Annotated in this window: 11 protein-coding genes and 2 pseudogenes; 4 read left to right on the top strand and 9 right to left on the bottom strand. The window is 62.2% G+C overall.

Annotated elements, in window-relative coordinates:
- Nucleotides 1-161: 161 nt before the first annotated feature.
- From ACS5Q1_RS28355 to ACS5Q1_RS28340, 4 genes are read right to left on the bottom strand one after another with little or no spacing between them, the layout of a single operon-like run.
- Complete coding sequence (locus tag ACS5Q1_RS28355; RefSeq protein ID WP_473101341.1) at nucleotides 162-2,024, bottom strand: ABC transporter ATP-binding protein; 1,863 nt, start codon at nucleotides 2,022-2,024, stop codon at nucleotides 162-164.
- A gap of 18 nt (nucleotides 2,025-2,042) precedes the next feature.
- Nucleotides 2,043-2,975 carry an ABC transporter permease gene (locus tag ACS5Q1_RS28350; RefSeq protein ID WP_473101318.1) on the bottom strand — a complete coding sequence of 311 codons (933 nt, stop codon included), beginning with the start codon at nucleotides 2,973-2,975 and terminating at the stop codon, nucleotides 2,043-2,045.
- Nucleotides 2,941-3,900, bottom strand: coding sequence for an ABC transporter permease (locus tag ACS5Q1_RS28345; RefSeq protein WP_203446206.1), 960 nt, complete (start codon nucleotides 3,898-3,900; stop codon nucleotides 2,941-2,943). The genes ACS5Q1_RS28350 and ACS5Q1_RS28345 overlap by 35 nt, the downstream gene beginning before the upstream one ends.
- Nucleotides 3,901-3,940: 40 nt before the next feature.
- The gene (locus tag ACS5Q1_RS28340; RefSeq protein WP_473101317.1) at nucleotides 3,941-5,734 is read right to left on the bottom strand and encodes a peptide ABC transporter substrate-binding protein; all 1,794 of its coding nucleotides are present in this window, start codon (nucleotides 5,732-5,734) and stop codon (nucleotides 3,941-3,943) included.
- Nucleotides 5,735-6,223: 489 nt separating this feature from the next.
- Here ACS5Q1_RS28340 and ACS5Q1_RS28335 point away from each other — a divergent pair, with 489 nt between their 5' ends.
- Nucleotides 6,224-6,940 (top strand): IS6 family transposase, encoded by a 717-nt coding sequence (locus tag ACS5Q1_RS28335; protein ID WP_473101316.1) that lies wholly within the window; start codon nucleotides 6,224-6,226, stop codon nucleotides 6,938-6,940.
- A gap of 38 nt (nucleotides 6,941-6,978) precedes the next feature.
- Here ACS5Q1_RS28335 and ACS5Q1_RS28330 read toward each other — a convergent pair.
- From ACS5Q1_RS28330 to ACS5Q1_RS28320, 3 genes and pseudogenes are all read right to left on the bottom strand, one after another.
- Nucleotides 6,979-7,248, bottom strand: a pseudogene (locus ACS5Q1_RS28330) (YigZ family protein); the annotation flags it as partial.
- Nucleotides 7,249-7,275: 27 nt separating this feature from the next.
- Nucleotides 7,276-7,533: pseudogene (locus ACS5Q1_RS28325) on the bottom strand (transposase); the annotation flags it as partial.
- A 3-nt stretch (nucleotides 7,534-7,536) separates the two neighbouring features.
- Nucleotides 7,537-8,598 (bottom strand): sensor histidine kinase, encoded by a 1,062-nt coding sequence (locus ACS5Q1_RS28320; RefSeq protein ID WP_473101315.1) that lies wholly within the window; start codon nucleotides 8,596-8,598, stop codon nucleotides 7,537-7,539.
- A gap of 398 nt (nucleotides 8,599-8,996) precedes the next feature.
- Here ACS5Q1_RS28320 and ACS5Q1_RS28315 point away from each other — a divergent pair, with 398 nt between their 5' ends.
- A complete protein-coding gene (locus ACS5Q1_RS28315; protein WP_473101314.1) occupies nucleotides 8,997-9,644 on the top strand; it encodes a hypothetical protein in 648 nt (215 codons plus the stop codon).
- Between the two features lie 234 nt (nucleotides 9,645-9,878).
- Here ACS5Q1_RS28315 and gpmI read toward each other — a convergent pair whose 3' ends face one another.
- The gene (gene gpmI, locus ACS5Q1_RS28310) at nucleotides 9,879-11,414 is read right to left on the bottom strand and encodes a 2,3-bisphosphoglycerate-independent phosphoglycerate mutase (protein WP_473101340.1); all 1,536 of its coding nucleotides are present in this window, start codon (nucleotides 11,412-11,414) and stop codon (nucleotides 9,879-9,881) included.
- Between the two features lie 287 nt (nucleotides 11,415-11,701).
- Between gpmI and ACS5Q1_RS28305 the strand changes: the two genes are divergently transcribed.
- On the top strand, nucleotides 11,702-12,817 hold the full coding sequence (locus ACS5Q1_RS28305; protein ID WP_473101313.1) for an FAD-dependent monooxygenase: 1,116 nt from the start codon (nucleotides 11,702-11,704) through the stop codon (nucleotides 12,815-12,817).
- Nucleotides 12,818-13,006: 189 nt separating this feature from the next.
- On the opposite strand, the gene ACS5Q1_RS28300 is transcribed toward ACS5Q1_RS28305, so the two are convergent.
- Nucleotides 13,007-14,941 (bottom strand): PAS domain-containing sensor histidine kinase, encoded by a 1,935-nt coding sequence (locus ACS5Q1_RS28300; RefSeq protein ID WP_473101312.1) that lies wholly within the window; start codon nucleotides 14,939-14,941, stop codon nucleotides 13,007-13,009.
- Between the two features lie 243 nt (nucleotides 14,942-15,184).
- Here ACS5Q1_RS28300 and ACS5Q1_RS28295 point away from each other — a divergent pair, with 243 nt between their 5' ends.
- Nucleotides 15,185-16,297, top strand: coding sequence for an endonuclease/exonuclease/phosphatase family protein (locus tag ACS5Q1_RS28295; RefSeq protein WP_473101311.1), 1,113 nt, complete (start codon nucleotides 15,185-15,187; stop codon nucleotides 16,295-16,297).
- The last annotated feature ends 88 nt before the right edge of the window (nucleotides 16,298-16,385 follow it).

Here is a 16,385-nt window from a genome sequence, read left to right as displayed (position 1 = left end):
TTTCAACACTATCTGCCAGAAGCGGACCTTTGATTGGCTTCGAACCTAGTCAGTACCGACCGGACAAAAAGATTGCGTTAGGCCCGGATGCGATCTGCCGTCAGGCTGGGATCGGCAACAGCAAGGGCGCCCCCTCCGACCGCACCCGACGGCTCGAGCGGTCAGCCGGGCAACGTTCCCTGAAGATCCCTGGCCAGTATCGGGTCATTCCACTCCTCGCCCCAGACCTGGACGACATGGCCTGGCGACGCCTCCCGGTACAGGCGCTCCGGCGGGAGGTAGTCGACTGACCTGATGGGGCTCTTGATATCCCCGTCCGAAACCCGATGGCGGCTGCCGCGTCGCGTCGGGTCGGGCACCGGGACGGCGGCAAGGAGGCGCCGGGTGTAGGGGTGCTGAGGGTTCTCGAGAATCGCGCTGCGCGGCCCAATCTCGACGATCTCGCCGAGATACATCACGGCGATGCGGTGGCTCACGCGCTCGACGACCGCCATATCGTGGGAGATGAACAGAAAGGCGAGGTGCAGATCCGCCTGCAGGTCGAGCATCAGGTTGACGACCTGGGCCTTGACCGAGACGTCCAGCGCCGAGACTGCTTCGTCCGCCACGATGACTTTCGGCCCCACCGCAAGAGCTCGCGCGATCGCGATGCGCTGCCTCTGGCCGCCGGAGAACTCGTGCGGGAAGCGCCTGGTCATGTCGGGCGAGAGACCGACCCGGCTCAGGAGATCGGCGGCGATCTCACGCGCCTCGTGCCGCGTTGCGAGCTTATTGATCAGAAGTGGCTCGGCGATTGCGGTGCCGATCGTCATGCGAGGATCGAGGCTTGCGAACGGATCCTGGAAGATCATCTGGATGAGCCTGCGGCGCTGCTGCAGCTCGCGGGGGCTGAGCCCCATCAAGTCCTCACCGTCGAGCCGGACAGAGCCGGCGAGCGGCTCGATCAGCCGCATGACGGAACGTCCCGTCGTCGACTTGCCGCATCCGGATTCGCCAACCAGCGCCAGCGTCTCGCCGCGAGCGAGGCTGAACGAGACGTTCTCAACCGCGTGAACCCGTCCGCCCACCCGGCCGAACAGGCCGGACCGCAGATCGAAGCGCGTCGTCAGGTCCTTGACTTCGAGCACGGGCCGTGTCGACGGCACGATCGTATCCGGCGTCTCGACGGCGGGCTCCAGGATCCCGGTCGCACGATCGACGACAGGAAAGCGCATTGGATGTTGTCGCCCAGCCATCGAGCCGAGCACCGGCACGGAGGCGATGAGCGCGCGCGTGTAGCCCTGGCGCGGCCTGGCGAAGATCGTCTCCGTGGACCCGCTCTCGACCGCTTCGCCGTCGAGCATCACAACGGTTCGGTCAGCAATCTCGGCGACGACACCCATGTCGTGGGTAATGAAGAGGACGGACATGCCCTCCTCGTCCTGGAGGCTCTTGACGAGGTCGAGGATCTGCGCCTGGATGGTCACGTCCAGGGCGGTCGTCGGTTCGTCGGCGATGAGAAGCTTCGGCCGGCAGGCGAGCGCCATGGCGATCATGACGCGCTGGCGCATGCCGCCCGAGAACCGGTGAGGGTAGTCGTCGAGACGGGCTCTTGCATTCGGGATGCGCACCTTCTCCAGCAGGCGCACCGTCTCCGCGTCGGCCTCTGCCCGCGAGAGACGCCGGTGCAGCATCAGCGCTTCCGCTATCTGAAAGCCGATGGTCAGCACGGGATTGAGGCTGGTCATCGGCTCCTGGAAGATCATGGCGATGTCGTCGCCACGAACGCGGCGCATCTCGGCGTTCGGCAATCCCAGGAGATCACGGCCTTTGAGGAGCACCCGCCCCGTGACCCGGCTCGTATCGCGGGGCAGGAGGCGCATGATGGAAAGGGCCGTCACGCTCTTGCCGGAGCCCGACTCGCCCACGATGGCGACGGTCTCTTTCGGCCCAATCGAGAAGGATAGGTTGCGCACGACGGGGCGCCACGCACCCTCGACGCGGAAGGCGGCCGTGAGTTCCTGAACATCGAGGATCGATTCCATCACGCTCCGGCCTGCTCTCTAGATGATACGTCGCGGGTCGAGCGCATCGCGCAGGCCGTCACCGACGAAGTTGATTGACAGGACAGTGAGGAAGATCGCGGCTCCTGGAAAAAGCGCCCAGTGGGGAGCAAACTCAAGATGATCCTTGGCGTCAAAAAGGATGCGTCCCCACGTGGGAATGTCCGGTGGGAAGCCAAGGCCGAGGAACGAGAGGGTCGACTCCGCGATAATTGCCGTCGAGACCTCAATCGTGCTCGCTACGATCACAGGCCCGAGCGCGTTTGGCAGAATGTGACGCATCACCTGATGCCACCGGCTCGCGCCTTGGGAGCGCGCCGCCTCGACGAATTCCTTCTCCCGCAGAGAGAGGAACTGCGCCCGCACCAAGCGAGCCACTGGCATCCAGCGCAAGCCTCCGATCACCAGCACGATCACGACGAAGACACCGCCCTCTAGGCCGAACACAACCTTGAGCCGGTCGCGGAAGAGATAGATGACGAGAAGCAGGAGCGGCAGCTGCGGCAGCGACAGGAAGAGGTCGGTAAGCCACGTCAGAAAGGAGTTGGCGATGCCGCGGGACATGCCGGCGACCGCGCCGATCACGACCCCGACGAGGGTCGCGATGATCATCGCGGCGAATCCAACCGCAAGCGAGATGCGCCCGCCATAGATCATGCGCGCGAGCAGGTCCTGGCCCAGGTCGTCGGTGCCAAACGGATGAGCGAGGGACGGGCCCTGCAAGGTTGCCGCGAAGTCGATGTCATTGATTGCGACGGGCCAGAGCAGGGATCCGAACATCACGCCGAGGCACATCAAGCTCAAGATGAAAGCCCCCGCCACCGCCAGCCGGTGGCGACGGAACCGCCGCCAGGTCTCGCTGCCCCGTGAGGCGGAGCGAGCAACTGGGGAAGCCGCTTTATCGGAAAGAGATGCGGGGATCGAGCCAGCCATAGAGCACGTCTGCGAGGAGGTTGAAGAATACGACGAGGCAGGCGAAGACGAAGGTTACCGCCATGACGACCGGGGTGTCATTCGCGAGCATCGCGTTGATGAGAAGGGATCCGATGCCGGGCACCCGGAAGATCTGCTCGGTGACGATGGCGCCGCCGAAGACTGCGGGCATCTGCAACGCCACGAGGGTGACCACCGGGATGAGGGCGTTGCGCGCAACATGGCGCAGCGTCACGGTCCGCTCGGGCAAGCCCTTAGCGCGTGCCGTGGTGACATAGTCCAGCCGAACCACGTCCAGCACTGCCGCGCGCACGTAACGAGTGTAGGACGCTGCCTGAAACAGGCCCAGGACGAGGACCGGCATGAGTGCCTGCCGGGCGTGCTCCCAATACCAGCGCCAGCCAGTCTCCGGGATGTCGGCCCTGTAGACAAACGGCAGCCAGTCGAGCTTGATTGAGAAGATCAGGATGAGGAGCAGTCCCGTGAAGAAGGTTGGCAGCGAGAACCCGACAAAGGCGAGGGTGTTCGCGATCTGGTCGAACACGGAGTAAGGACGGGTCGCGGCATAGATCCCGACGGGCAGCGCGATGGCGAGCGCTAGAACTTGGGACGATCCGATGACGAAGAGCGTGGTGGGCACACGCTGGAGGATGAGCGTGTCGACGTCGACGCGGCTCGCGAACGAGAAGCCCCAGTCGCCCTGCGCCATCGCGGCAAGCCAGCGCAGGTAGCGCACCAGAATGGGGTCATCAAGCCCGAAACTCTCGCGCAGGTTCGCCCGCACCTCAGGCGGGATGTTCGGGTTTGTCGCAAGCTCGCTGAACGGGTCCCCGGGCGCGAGCGCCAGCACTGTGAACAGGATGAGGCTGATCCCGAGCAGGCTCGGGATCGCCACGAGGAGGCGCCTGATCACGTAATCCGTCACCGGGCGCCCTCGTATCTGCCAGTCCGTGTCACCTGAGGGATCATGCCTCGCGGTACCAGCTGTTGAGCGTCCACAGGTCGGCGTCCCAGCCGCTGTAGTTGGGCACCAGGGTGTTGCTGCAGGCAGCCGTTCGCGTGCGGGAGATGATCGGCAGGATCACGTTCGCGCTGCAGAAGATGTCGTTCATCTTGATGAAAAGCGCAGCACGCTTGACCGGATCGAGCTCCTTCTGCGCCGCCCGGTAGGCTTCGTCGGCCGCCGGATCGACATAGCGCGAGATGTTTCGCCCCTGCCACTTGTTCTCCTTCGTCGCGACCTCCCACGAGACGAACTGATTGAGGAACCGCTCCGGATCAGGTTGCGGCTGCGTCGTCGTGTACATCTCCATGTCGCAATAGAGCTTCGTGTAGGTGTCCGGATTCGCGACGTCCGACGAGAAGAACACCGTCGCCGTCACGGACTTGAGCTCGAGATCGATGCCGGCCTTCTGGCAGGCCTGCTTGATGATCGCCTGCGTCTTCTGGCGAGGCGCATTGATCGAAGTTTGGAAGACGTACTTGAGCTTTTTGCCGTCCTTTTCGCGGATCCCGTCTGCGCCTTGTTTCCAACCGGCTTCGTCGAGGATCTTGTTCGCCTTGTCGATATTGAACTCGTATTTCATGTTGGGCGAACGGAACTGCTCCGGAGCATTGACGAAGTTCGCCGTGGCCGTGCCGCCGCGGCCGTAGATGAACCGCTGGATCGAGTCCCGGTCGATGAGCAGGTTGATGGCTTGGCGCACCGCCGGATCGGTAAGCGTGGGGTGCTTCGACTTGGCGTGCGAGCGCTCGCCGTCGATCTCGGTCCAGGGATCGGTGGTGTTGAGGATGATGAATTCCAGATCGCCGCTCGGAACCGTGATGACCTTGCCGCGCCCACCCGTCTCCATGCGCTTGAGGATATCGTCCTCGACCTGCATGTTCCAGGCGTAGTCGAACTCACCGGTCTGAATCACCGCCCTGGCCGCCGAGACGGCATCGCCACCGCCCTTGATCTCGATCGTGTCGAAATGGGGTTGACTGGGGATGTGGTAATCGGGGTTGCGCTCGCCGCGCAGGATGTCGCCAGGCTTGAAGTCGACAAACCTGTAAGGCCCGGTTCCGACAGGCTTGAGGTTGGCTGGCGCCTCGCGGGATTTGGCGCCTTTATACTCCGCGAAGACATGCTTCGGGATGATCATGCCGACCACGCCGACGAAGGGGTCGGCCCAGAACGGCGTGGGCTGCTTAAAGACGAGCCGGACAGTATGGTCGTCTATCTTCTCGACGGTTTTCAAGCTGGTGTAGGAGCCGCTCGTCGTGGCGGCGGTCGCCGGATCGATCGCATACTCCCAGTTGAACACCACGTCGTCGGCGGTGAAGGGCTGGCCGTCGTGCCATTTCACGCCGCGCTTGAGCTTCCAGGTGACGGTGGTGCCGTCCGCAGAGAGCCCGCCGTTCTCGCGGCTCGGGATCTCGGCTGCGAGAAACGGGATGAGGTTGCCGTCCTTGTCCCAGCCGGCGAGCGGCTCATAAAAGACCCGGGAGCCGTTCTGGTCCTTGGTTCCCGTCGCGAAATGCGGGTTGATAAGGGTGACGGCTTGCCAGAACAGGAGCTTGAGCGGTCCGCCGCCGCCGGCCTTGGTCGGCTTGTAGGCTGGTTGGGTCTGCGCGAAGGCAACGCCTGCCTGAGCGAGCAGCATGCCTGCCATCGGAGCCGTAAACCCGACCGACGCCATCCGGGCGATGAAGCCGCGGCGCGACATGCGCCCATCCTTGACGGCGCCAATTAATGACCGAAGCTTGTCTTCTTCCATGGAGTTCTCCCTGCGCGCGGACAGCTGGCCGACCAGCCCTCGCCTTTTCTAAGGCAACTCATGCGCCAGGTACCCCGGGCGCCGTGCACCCCATCCTGAGCAGCATTCGCTCGACTTGCAATAGGGTTCGAGCCACCAACTCAGTGGCCTCCTCGCACCCATAAGGCTGTTGCCGTTGACCGTCTTGGCCTCGGACCGGCTGCCTCGTGATCCCGCGCCAGACCAGCGACCCGCTCCAGCGCGAACAAGGAGCACGGCAGAAAAGCCCCTAAGATCTCGCTCTGCGAGCGAGGCCCGCTTTGCCCAGAGGCAATTTGAACTCCACGATGTCTCGGCGGGAGAGCACCAAGACGACCGCGACATCATTCCGAACCTCGTAGGCGCTCGCGATCTCAGCTTGCGGCACCACGGCATTCTCGCCGGTTCTGTTGCAACTTTGAAGATTGCTCCGCCTGAGCTACGACAGGAGGATGTCGAGAGGGGCTGGCGGTGAGGCAAAATAACAAGAACCCGTTCAAGGGTCGGCAATTCACGGCGGAAATCATCCTGTGGGCAGTCCGCTGGTATCTGCAATTTCCAATCAGCTATCGCGATCTCAAGCGCATGTTGGCCGATCGGGGTATCCAGGTCGATCACACGACCTTGTTTCGTTGGATTCAGACTTACGCTCCTGAACTGGACAAGCGCATCCGTCCGCACCTGCGGATGACGAATGGCTCCTGGCGTGTGGACGAGACTTACATTCGGGTGAAGGGTCAGTGGGTCTATCTCTACCGTGCCGTCGATGCGCGCGGCCAAACCGTCGACTTTCTGCTCTCGCCCAAACGGGGTGTGGCTGCAGCCCGGCGCTTCTTCCGCAAGTCGCTGAAGCAGTCACATACGATGAATCCACGCACGATCACGGTCGACAAGAACGCCGCCTATCCAACTGCGGTGAAGGCCATGAAACGGGCTGGAGAACTCTGGCGCTTTGCCAAGCTTCGGCAGGTGAAATTCTTGAACAACATCGTCGAGCAGGATCACCGGCGCATCAAACGACTGGTTCGACCAGGGCTGGGCTTCAAGAGCTTCGCGTCCGCCTCGCAGACGATTGCCGGCTATGAGGCGATGGCGATGATCCGTAAGGGACAGATTGTAAGCGCACCAGCAAACGACATGCAGGCTCAGCGTGACTTCATTGCTACTCTGTTCAGCGCAGCTGCCTGAATGAAGATCTGATCCGGCTCTCGCTCGACCTCCACCAAGGTTTGCAACAAAACCATATTGTCGAGGATCAGCCGATCGATGGCCTGCAGGATCGGCTTGCCGGCGGTGCCGCTGGGCTCTCCGTCATCGCTGCAGCGATAGCTCTGACCTGCCCGCCAAGCCCAGCAATTGTGGTTGGCTCCCGGATGGGAGTGCTCGGCAATAAAGTCCTTGGCAGCCTGCTCGCTTGTAATCGGGCCGACGGTCGCCACAAAGCGGCTTTTCTTGATGGTCTGTTCAAGCGAAGTCAGATGTTCAACGGTGAACATAGGATGCGAAGTACCGATTAGGGCGTGTCATCGCTTGATCCAATCGAGTGTAGCGGCGAGGCAGAGAATGCCCATGAAAGATGAGGTGGTCTTTTCGTAGCGAGTTGCAACGGCTCGCCACTCCTTCAATCTGGCCCAGAGCCGCTCGACGACATTGCGGTTATTGTAAATCCAATCTGGGCAAGCGACTGGCGCCTCGTGGCGCTGCGGCGGGATCGCCGGCTTCGCACCGATGCTCCAGATGTGCTCACGAAAGGCATGGCTGGTGTAGCCGCGATCTCCGACTGGTCAGGTGGGCGGTGCTGCGGGTTGTGCCGGGTCTGGGTTGGCCATGTCGCCTGAGGTGATGAGTGGGGTATCGACCGTGCACACGACGCCGGCCGGGGCGAACTCAATCCTGGCCTCACCACCAAGGTCCTGGGCCAAGCTGCGCTCGATCAGCCGGGTGCCGAAGCCACGGCGCATGGGCGGCGCGACCGGCGGACCATCCCTTTCCTTCCAGCGCAGCTTGAGGTGCGGCGGTGTGCTGTGGTGGTCCACGCGCCAGGTGAGATCCACCGCACCAGAGGCATCCGACAGGGCGCCATACTTGAGGGCATTGGTGCCCAGTTCATGCAAAGCCATTGCCAGATCAAGTGCCATGCGCGGCGACAGCCGCACGCCCGACCCGCGCACATGAAAGCGCTCGTGTCCCGGCTCGCGGAACGGCGCCAGCGCCTGAGCCACGATCGCGTGCAGATCCGCCCCCTCCCACTTCTCCTGGGTCAGCACGTCATGGGCGCGCGACAGCGCGATCATGCGCTGCTCGATCATGGTGCGCGCCTCGGGTGGGGTGGGCGCATTGCGCAGTGTCTGTGACACGATTGACTGCACCGTGGCCAGCGTATTCTTGACCCGATGGTTGAGCTCGTTGAGCAGCAGCTGCTGGTACTCGGCCGCCCGCACCCGAGCGGTGACATCGCTGCCTTCGACGAAGACACCGGAGACCGCCCCATCCGCTCCGATGATCGGCTGGTAGACGAAGTCGACGAAGATCTCCTCGGCGGGGCCATCCGGCTGACGCTGGACCTTCGCCGGCATCTGGTGCCCGACGAAGGGCTGGCCAGTCGCATAAACCTGATCGAGCCGCTCGAAGAAGCCCTGTCCGGCCAGTTCCGGCAGGGCCTCGCGCACCGGCTTGCCGATCAGATCGCGCGCGCCGCCGATGCGCCGGTAGGCGTCGTTGACCAGGGCGTAGACATGATCCGGCCCGCGCAGCACCGCCATGTGGCCGGGCGCCTGCTGGAACAGGGCGCGCAGATCCGCCATCTCGGCCTGGACGGCATCTCCGTTATTTGGTTCGTCGCGCATCGGGCCTGATCCAAGGGAGACACGTCCTCGAACAGATCCCACCGCAGGGCGGGCGCGACGATGGAGCTCCCATTGGGAAACGCAGCCGACGTCCGCTAGGTCTATGGCGTGTGATATCTTTGGTGACATCTCCTGAACTTGAGCGAGCCGGGGAGCATAAGGATCTGGGGGCCGGGGTACTCTCCAGTTTCAAGAGCCCACCAGCCAAATGCGTTTAGCTGCCTGGCGATGCGACCTGCTCTTGAGCTCATCCTAGCTGCGACGAACCCTCAGGCGCACTGCAAGAAGCTGTGATCCCTCTGCAACTATGGATCTGCGAATGCCCAAGGAATGGCCACGTCCGATTGACTGAAGTCCTGTCAAAGGTAGGTTGTCGGCTCCCATTGCCAACGACCATCATGAGATTCTTCACTTCCATCGTAGCGCGGGGCGCGATCCCCGGTATCGGCTTTCTTGCCCTAACTGCGGGAACGCAGGCTCAGACCCTGAACGGCATCGGCATCGGGGACGAGATCGCCGCGGCAACAAGGGCGGCGGGGAAGCCAATCTCCAAGGTTGCCGCAGGGCCTCACGAGGAGGTCCGGTGGAGACTGCCTGACGGCAACAAGCTCGCGCTCGCGACGGAACCCGGGAATGGTCGGATTGCCTATGCCGAGGAGACATGGGGAGGCCGCCCCGATGGCAAGCCGGCCGACTTCCCTGGCTTCACCTATGGCGAGACGACCCTTGCGGACATTCGGCTGCACGCGGAGAACAATGGTTTCGCCTTCGTCGAGCGGCTCATGGACGAGAAGCCGGATGGCCTACGTCTGTTCAACTCCTACGAGGTCGAGGGCTCTCCCGGCCTTGTCGTGACCTTCGTCACCCGGATGTCCCCGAAGGACACGCAACGGCTCAAGGGCAAGCACGAAAGCGTCGACATCAACCGAGCTGCCAAACTGGACGGCATCATCCTTGGGGATACGCGCTACCTTGAGTCGATCTGGGGTCAAGCCAAGCTCAAGGGCAAGAACTACAAACCCATCCGCTGGGTCTCCGCCCGCTAGGTGGCACGGGAGGCCCGGCACAGGTGATGGCAGCCTCCGGATCGCTGAGGCCTGCCAAGCCGTGCCCCTCAGGTCCGCTTTTCCAGGCGGGCAGGCCCGATATGCTGGACTCCCAAGATCGTCGACTGGTTAGGGGCCAGCGCAAGATCTGTGTCTGCTTGAGAGGGCACATTCCTGCTACGTACTCCGTTAGCGCTCAATCAGGAGCAGATCTTGCGCTAACCCCAATGTGTCTCATCCTATTCGCTCGCCGGCTGAAAGGAGCGATTGGCCGGTCATCTCCATTGGTTGCGCGACCCCTATGAGATCGAGCAGCGTCGGTGCAACATCAGCGAGACGGCCATCTCTCACCATGGCAGACCCACCACTGACCAGAATGACGGGGACAGGATTGGTTGTATGAGCCGTATGCGGGCTCCCCGTTGCCGGATCACGCATCAGTTCGCAGTTGCCGTGGTCGGCTGTCACAAGGAGCGCGCCTCCGGCTTCCTCGATGGCATCTGCGATCTGGCCAAGCGCTTCATCCACCATCTCCACCGCTTTGACAGCCGCGGGCAAGCTCCCGGTATGACCGACCATATCCGGGTTTGCGAAGTTGAGGACGATCAAGTCCTGCTGGCCTGAGCGGATCGCCTCGACGGCACGCGCGGTGAGCTCCGGTGCCGACATCTCTGGTTGAAGGTCATAGGTCGCGACCTTCGGTGAAGGAACCATGATCCGCTCTTCCCCCAGGTATGGTTCCTCGGCTCCTCCATTCAGGAAGTACGTGACATGCGGATACTTCTCGGTCTCAGCCATTCGCAGCTGGCGTAATCCCGCCTTCGCCACCACCTCCCCAAGCCCGTTCGTCAGCGTCTGAGGCGGAAACAATGCCTGCATCCTTTGGTCGAGCTCTGAACTGTAAGAGGTCATGCCGACCGCGCCGGCGAAACCTGGTCCCTCGCCGCGAGCGAATCCGCTGAACTCCGGATTGAGGAGCGCGTCGAGAAGCTGGCGAATGCGATCGGCGCGGAAGTTGAAGCTGAGCAGCCCATCGCCATCCTGCATGCCGCGATAATCACCCATCACGGACGGTGGCAGGAACTCGTCCGTCGTACCCTGCGCATAGCCGCTCGCAATGGCGTCTTGCGGCGTGTCGAACCGGATCCCCTGCCCTCGGACCAGGGCTTCGAATGCTTGTGATACGCGATCCCAACGGTTGTCACGATCCATTGCGAAGTAACGGCCGCTGACCGTCGCAATCGTCGTTGCTGCCGGCAGAGCCTCTTCAAGGGATCGGACGTACGCAGCTGCGGAATCGGGTGGCGTGTCGCGCCCGTCGGTGAACACATGGAGGGCCACGGGTACATCGTTTGCACTGAGAACCTTTGCCAAGGCCACAGCATGGTCCTGGTGCGAGTGGACCCCTCCTGGTGAAATCAGGCCGAAGAGGTGACACGTCCCACCTGTTTCCCGCAGTCGCGCAATCAGTTGGGTCAATGCAGGGGCTGCTGCGATGCTGCCATCAGCGATCGCCTGATTGATCCGCGGCAGGTCCTGCATCACTATCCGCCCCGCTCCGAGGTTGAGATGCCCAACCTCGGAATTGCCCATTTGACCATCGGGCAACCCGACGTCGAGACCCGAGGTTCGGAGGAAGGCATGGGGATAGCTTGACCACAGCCGATCAAAATTCGGCGTGCGGGCCTGTCTAACGGCGTTGTCCGCAGTGTCTTCGCGCCAGCCCCAGCCATCCAGAATCAGCAGCATTGTCGGACGATGAACTGTCATCATGAGCCTCCTAGGGTGCGAGCCACCCGGTCAGTGCTCCGAGCGATCGCATTGCTCCACCTGTTGCAAGACAGTACCCTTGTCTATCAGTTATTCGGTCCTGAATGATGGCTTACGGGCCAAGATCCAAACTGCATTCAGCGATTGCAGAGGCTTCTCGGTTGCTTTCCAGACTCACATTCTTGCTTCGTACTGCGGTACCGTGTGTTTGGGAGCAATTCTTGATCCGGCCCCACTCTCCCACAGGATCTTGCGCTCGTGATGAGCACTAAACAATCAGGAGACGCATGGTGAGAATTTTGATCGTCGGAGCGGGCATCGCAGGGCTGTCCCTCGCCCGCGCGCTCGAGCAGCGAGGCATTATCGCGGAGGTTGTGGAAAGGCAGACCACATCGAACGCAGGAGGCACAGGCCTTTTCCTCCCCGGCAACGCCTCGAGGGCCTTTTCTCAACTTGGACTCCTTCCAGACATTGCTCGTGTTGCCATGCCAATTCGCTATCAGCGATTTCTGAGCCAGGATGGCCATGAATTGAACGCCATCAACACCGAGAGTTTCTGGGGCGCTTGTGGCCCGTGCCTTGCATTAACCCGTGCTGAGATGCATTCGATCCTTTTGAGCGGGTTGAAGCAAACGTCCGTTGCCATGGCCAGATCCGTCAGCCACATCCAGTCAGCATCTGAAGCCTGCGAAGTCACCTTTGAGGACGGGAAGACGGAGCGCTATGATCTTGTGGTTGGGGCGGACGGTATTCGTTCGCGTGTACGCGAGCTCGCATTCCCGAGCATAACGCCAGTCTATGCAGGATATATCTGCTGGCGCTTCCTGACAGAGAACACCGGCGGCATTGATAGCTGGACCGCGATGATTGGCCAGCGTCAGACGCTCCTCGCCATTTCGGTGAGCCCCTCAATGGTTTACGTCTATGCGGATCGCTCTGTGGAACTGGATGCAACGCCGCACTACTCCGACACGACCAGTCTTGAACGTCTTTTCTCCGGCTTTTCAGGTTCGCCTGCCTCACTCGTGAAGACGATGCCTCCTGAGACAAAGGTGCATTTCAGCCATATCGAGACCGTCCCCAGCGGGATCTGGCGACGAGATCGTATCATTCTCATTGGGGATGCTGCGCATGCGTCTTCGCCCAGTATGGCCGAGGGAGCAGGTCTGGCCTGTGAGGATGCTCTCGTGCTGGCCGAGCTCCTTTCGGAGAATGTGGCTATAGACGCCGCTCTGGAAGTCTTTGTCCAGCGTCGCGAGCGGCGTGTGGCATGGGTGCAGAAGCAATGTGCGGCCCGCGACAAGATGCGAACTCTCCCTGCCTTCGTCAGCGGCCCTCTGTTGAAGTACTTCGGCCAGGCCCTCTACAAGAAAAGCTATACGCCCCTTCTCGCATCAATCTGAGGCGACCCTCTTCGTCTTTGATCACACCCAAAGTGCGACGTCTTCAATGTACCAGGAACGGACGTTGAGAGGGCACCACGGTTACACCCGCTTGGCGCTATTTGCAGCCGACGAGCAACGCCATCGCCGTTCCCAGAAACGGCCATCCGTTCATGTTCGACAACCGGCCCGGCTGATTGGTCGCAGGGTCTATGCCGCTATCGGCAGCTTCACGGTGAAACGGGCGCCCGAGTCGCACGAGCCAAGCTCGATCTGCGCGTTCAGCTGTGAGGCCAGCGTGGAGATGACACGCATTCCCAAGCTCGTGCCGGAGCGATCGAGGTCGAAATCGGGCGGCAGCCCCCGACCTGAATCCGATACTTCGAGCTTGTAGATTTCATCGTCCGAGCGCTCGCCGGTGATACGGACCTCGCCTTCGCTGCCGCTCGAATAGGCATACTTATAAGCATTGGTGACCAGCTCGTTGACGAGCAGGCCAACGGGCACGGCTATATCCGCTGACACGGTCGCGGGCTCAACATCCACCACAGTCTTGTGCCGAGGTGCACTTTCCGACAATGCCGATGCGAGACTTGTCAGGAACGACTGTAAATCGACCTCGCGCGCGTCTGCCTGGCGCCATAGCTGATCGTGCACTGTCGCCACAGCATGGACGCGCGAGGAAGCATCTTTAAGCGCGGCGCGTGCGGATCCCTCGAGCCTGCGCGACTGCAGCTGAAGCAGCGCGGAGACGAGCGACAGACTGTTCTTCACGCGATGGCTCGTCTCGCGAAGGAGGAGCGCCTGGAATTCCTCCACCTTCTGCTTCGCGGTGATGTCCGTGTTGGTGCCGAACCAGCGCGTGATTCGGCCCTCGGCGTCACGAAGCGGCGTCGCGCGGGATAGGAACCAGCGATAGCGGCCATCCGCACCGCGGAGCGGGAACGTGTCCTCCCACGGTTCGCCCGTTCGCCAGGAGTGCTGAATTCGTTCGATAACCCTGTTCACATGGTCGGGGTGATGCACCTTTTGCCAACCCCAGCCCTCCATATCTTCGAGGGTGGTGCCCGTGTATTCGTACCAACGCCGGTTATACCAGTAGATCCACCCGGTTTCGCTCGCCATCCAGGCAAGCTGCGGGAGCGCATCCACCATCATGTGGAACTGCTCTTCGCTTTCCCGCAACTCGGCTTCGTCGTGCTTGGCCCGATCGATATCCGTGCAAATGCCAACGGCCCGTTCCACCCGACCCTTGCTGTCGCGCAGAAGTGTTCCTCGGACGGTAAACCAACGCCACTCGCCGTCCATCCTCCTTATGCGACACTCACGTTCGAAGTTGCGACCGGACTGCAGCGCCTCACACCAACCCGACACAACCCGATCACGTTCGTCCGGATGAATGACGTGACACCAACCGTCATTGAGCAGCGTCTCAAGCGGCAGACCGGTATAGTCGAGGAATTGCTCGTTGACGTAGATGTTGCGGCACTCGGTGTCGGTTTCGAACACCAAGCCCGGGATCGCGTCCGCCAACTGAAGACACCTGACATGCTCGGCTTCGGCCAGCATCGCTCGTTTCCGCTCGCGCACCTCCGCGGTGACGTCGTCCACCTGATGGATGATGTAGCGGACCGATCCGTTGGGTCCCAGCACCGGCGTGTTCGTGGGGCTCCACCAGCGTTCTTCGAACCCACCGCCCGGGTCAGGGATGTCATATTTCTGCACCGGCATTGTGTCGGGCCGCTTGGTCTCGACCACGCGTCTCAGTGAGGCGGCGAGATTCGCAGCGCCCGTCGATTCCGGATCGTCCGGGTTATCCGGGAAGACGTCGAACAGCTTGTGACCGATGGTGTCTTCCTCTCGCGTGTTCGTCGCGCGATATCGGGCCCTGTTTGCAGCGACCATGACGTAGTCGATTGGCTTGATAACGAGAGTGGGCCTGGGCAGCGCCTCCAAGATGGCCTCATAATCTTCGCTGAGTAATAAAGGGTCGCCTGTTGGCCGGGCTGGTGCGTCGGCTTCGGAATCCATGGAACATCTACCCACGTCTACGCGCGTGATTTGAAATGTGCTCACACTGCACTGAGTTCCGCTGGACCGGCCATTCCAGGACGGAATTATCGCTTTGTAAGCCCATGCGACCAAGGACAATTTTCATATAGGATCAAAGCGGACATCTCGGCTTTCCGGTCGGTCGGCTTAAGAGCGGACCGTCAGATACGGGTCCGGGCAGCCCCTCAGCGCGGCCGTGCGAAGGTTCGCTATTGAGGTTTGACCTGCCCTGCCCTCCCCTCTCATCCTCTGGATGTCGTGACGGCCTGATCGCCCTGGCTCCAATTGCGTGTCACACTCCCGTGCCATGCTGTCTCGGATGTGGAGGACAATGCGATGGTGTGGCTCGCCCGAACCCTGCTGGTCGTAATCGTGACCGCCGCTGCGACTGCGGCGGCGGGGCAAGAGTTCCGCACCATTACGCTGATGTCTTGGAACGTCGAGAACCTGTTCGACACGGCCGATGATCCCGCCAATCCCTTCGACGACACCTTCCTGCCCAAAGCGGTGAAGGATGCCCGCCCGGACCACGCGGCGCATTGTCGGCAGGTCAATCCGATCCCGGCCTTTGCGCGGGAGTGCCTCGACATCGACTGGACGGACGACAAGCTCTCCCGCAAGCTCCAGGCCATCGCCGATGTGATCCGGGCAGTGCGTCCCCAGCCCGACGTCATCATCCTGCCCGAGCTCGAGAATCCGGCCATTCTCGCGCGCTTGAACACCGAGTTCCTCGCCGGTCTCGGGTACACCACAGCAATCGAACTCGACACAACCGTCACGGACCTCGACCGTGGTATCGATGTCGGAATCCTCTCGCGCCTGCCCTCCGCCTCCCCTCCCACGGCCCACAAGGTGGACTTCGGCAATGACGCCGGCCAGTGCCGGGCAACGCGGGATATCGTTTCGGCCCCGCTCACCCTGCCGGATGGGCGTACGCTCCACCTGTACGCCGTCCACTTCCCGTCAGGTGGTAATCCCATCGAATGCCGCGAGCGCGCGATGCAGACGCTGAACGGACTCAGCGCGGCGCTGCCCGCCGACGCGATCGCGGTCGCGGGCGGGGACTTCAACTTTCCCTGCAACGAGCCGCAGGGCGACCTGTTCGGGCGGCTCCTGTCCGAGGGCCGCTGGAATGTCCCGCCGGAGGTCAGGACCGGCTGCGCCGAGCCCGGGTCCAACAAGTTCCGCAATGCGCGGCCCGGCAACCGCTCCTGGTTCACGTGGTCGTTTCTCGACTTCTTCCTGGCCTCCGACAGCCTGCTGACCGAGAGGCCAAGTCCGGTGGGCTGGTTCGCCAATCTGGGGAGCTTCCGGACGGCCGTTGTCTCAACCCAGCAGGTGGAAACGACCGGCCAGGGCTTCGTGTCGCCCCGCCGCTACGACTTTGATGCAGGTAGCGGGATCTCCGACCACTGGCCCGTGCTGATCGAGCTCGTCACGAGACCCTGAGGCGTGGACGACGGGAGGCAGCGAGCCAGGCGTCGACGACATCCGTGCCGCTGTCCGCGTTGCGGGGAGCTATAGACCGCACGCGTTG

It is taken from the genome of Microvirga sp. GN3, assembly GCF_055792825.1.
Note: the sequence above shows the minus strand (reverse complement) of the source record. Positions and strands in the feature narration are given on the sequence as shown.

Excerpts from the sequence above, each read along its gene's own strand:
- ACS5Q1_RS28355 (WP_473101341.1), bottom strand. The coding sequence starts at position 2,024 with ATGGAATCGATCCTCGATGTTCAGGAACTCACGGCCGCCTTCCGCGTC.
- ACS5Q1_RS28305 (WP_473101313.1), top strand. The coding sequence starts at position 11,702 with ATGGTGAGAATTTTGATCGTCGGAGCGGGCATCGCAGGGCTGTCCCTC.
- ACS5Q1_RS28320 (WP_473101315.1), bottom strand. The coding sequence starts at position 8,598 with ATGCGCGACGAACCAAATAACGGAGATGCCGTCCAGGCCGAGATGGCG.
- ACS5Q1_RS28350 (WP_473101318.1), bottom strand. The coding sequence starts at position 2,975 with ATGGCTGGCTCGATCCCCGCATCTCTTTCCGATAAAGCGGCTTCCCCA.
- ACS5Q1_RS28295 (WP_473101311.1), top strand. The coding sequence starts at position 15,185 with ATGGTGTGGCTCGCCCGAACCCTGCTGGTCGTAATCGTGACCGCCGCT.
- ACS5Q1_RS28315 (WP_473101314.1), top strand. The coding sequence starts at position 8,997 with ATGAGATTCTTCACTTCCATCGTAGCGCGGGGCGCGATCCCCGGTATC.
- gpmI (WP_473101340.1), bottom strand. The coding sequence starts at position 11,414 with ATGACAGTTCATCGTCCGACAATGCTGCTGATTCTGGATGGCTGGGGC.
- ACS5Q1_RS28340 (WP_473101317.1), bottom strand. The coding sequence starts at position 5,734 with ATGGAAGAAGACAAGCTTCGGTCATTAATTGGCGCCGTCAAGGATGGG.